This is a genomic window from Mycobacterium sp., assembly GCF_036488105.1.
In the GTDB taxonomy this organism is placed as follows: domain Bacteria; phylum Actinomycetota; class Actinomycetes; order Mycobacteriales; family Mycobacteriaceae; genus Mycobacterium.
Map to the genome: position 1 here is coordinate 1 of NZ_DASXHW010000229.1, position 1,798 is coordinate 1,798.

Consider the following 1,798-nt stretch of genomic DNA (forward strand, 5'->3'; position numbering starts at 1 on the left):
GCATCAGATGCGTGCCTTGATGTCGATCTGCGCGTCGATGTATGCCGTGTAGCCCTGGTCGCTGACGAACTCGAGGAACTGATTCCACGAGACCGTGAAGGACCAGACGCCCTTGGCGATGACAGTCGGGGTACGGAGCAGCGGGCGCAGCCCGACCGCGATCGCCGAGTACAGCGCGAAGGCCCGCTCGGTCGCTTCCTGCTGCGTAAAGCCGGGCTTGGAGATGTGGATGGCGAACTTGAGGACGTACTCCTCTTGCATCTTCAGCTGCCCGTAGGGGGCGTACGCGGTGTTCTCCGGGCCCGAGTCGCCGATCCAGATGTGCTCGTGCTCGAGCTTGGCAATGCCCGGGTCGCCGTAGCCGATCGTCACGCCGTCGAGGTCGGGGAAGTTCCTGAAGATCTCGAGCAGGTTGACCTTCGCGGCCGGCACGGTGGAGACCGCTGGTGCATCCGTCATCGGACTCCGCCGTGGAACACCGAGTACCGCTGCGGGTCCAGGTTCAGCGGCCGCGTCGCGGCCTTCATGCCGGCGCTGCCGCGCTCCCGGAATGAGTACCGGTCATAGGCTGCGTCGACGTCGGGGATGCCGGTGGAGAAGGCGTCAGCGGTCGCCAGCTTGTAGGACTGGCCGTTGTCGGCAGTGAACGTCGTGGCCCGCTCGTTGACGCCGGAGACCTCGAAGTTCAGTCGGGAACGCAGCCGGGTGAGCGATGCCCGGCGCACGTCGGCCGGTGGCTGATCCCAGCCGTGCTCGTACTCGATGACGATGTTGCCGCGGCCCTCGTCGAAGAACCCGAAGTCGGTGCGGTGCAGCATGCCGTCGGGATCCCAGCGCAGGCCTGACAGTTGCGCGGCGGTGAGCGCGGTGAATTGCGTGCCGCCGGGGATGGGGTAGATCTTCACCGAGCGGACGGTGCGGATCATGTTCGCGCCCAGGATGATCTCCGGGGTTGCGAGGCCGTCGAGGATCTCGCGGCGATACCGCGGCACGAACGCGACGTCGCAGATCCGTTCGGCTTCCTCCTCGACCTCCTGGCGGGTGCTGAGTAGCAGCGCGTCGGGGTATTTAGCGGTGTCGGCGATCAGGGAGTTGTTGGACGTGCGCGCGTCGCTGATGCTGAAGTAGTAGCCGCCGACGATCTCGTGCTTCGTCGTGGTGACGCGGCCGTTGCCGGCGTCGGTCCAGACCGCGGTGAGCAGGTTCAGGGCCGCGGTCTGCGCCGCTGTCAGAGTCACCGTGTAGACACCGGTGTTCGGCGAGGTCGTGGCGGTGCCAGCGGCCAGCACCACTGTCCCGTCGGCCTGTGTGACGGCCACGGTCAACGCGCCGGACGCTGCCACTGGAGTGCCGTCCTGATCGGCGAGCGTCATGTTCAAGACCGCTGGGGTGCCCTGCAGAACTCGTTGCCGCACGACAACCTCCTTACGGTCGGATGGTGAGAGTGCCGGCGGCGCGTTTCACGCCGTTGCCGAGGCTGACCCAGATCTCATAGGTGCCCGGCGTCAGGGTCGCGGTGCCGGTAGGCCCGACTGAGCACTTGGCGTAGTAGGCGGGCCCGGGCCACGTCTCCCAGGTCGCGGCGAAGTACGTCACGGTGCCCGCTGCTGGTGCGAATCCCATCTGCACCGCGTTGCCGGTCGGATCGGTGGGCACGCCGTTGGTCAGAGTGGAGACGGGGACGAGGACCGGTTCGGTGTCGGTGACGGACATGCTCACATCGGTCACGAGCTGCTCCTCAGAGTTTCGGCCGTCCGATCTTGGTCGCCGTCCGCGGCGGCCCGGCGTGCCATTCGGT

Annotated in this window: 3 protein-coding genes; all 3 read right to left on the minus strand. The window is 66.9% G+C overall.

The features are described from left to right. Positions 1–3 precede the first annotated feature (3 nt). From VGH54_RS12135 to VGH54_RS12145, 3 genes are read right to left on the minus strand one after another with little or no spacing between them, the layout of a single operon-like run. Positions 4–459, minus strand: a complete 456-nt coding sequence (locus tag VGH54_RS12135) for a hypothetical protein (RefSeq protein WP_331512246.1) — start codon at positions 457–459, stop codon at positions 4–6. Continuing rightward, entirely contained in the window at positions 456–1,415 is a 960-nt protein-coding gene (locus VGH54_RS12140; protein ID WP_331512247.1) for a hypothetical protein, read from the minus strand. The genes VGH54_RS12135 and VGH54_RS12140 overlap by 4 nt, the downstream gene beginning before the upstream one ends. 10 nt (positions 1,416–1,425) lie before the next feature. Next, positions 1,426–1,728: a hypothetical protein gene (locus VGH54_RS12145; protein WP_331512248.1), complete on the minus strand. Its 303-nt coding sequence runs from the start codon at positions 1,726–1,728 to the stop codon at positions 1,426–1,428. Positions 1,729–1,798: the final 70 nt, after the last annotated feature.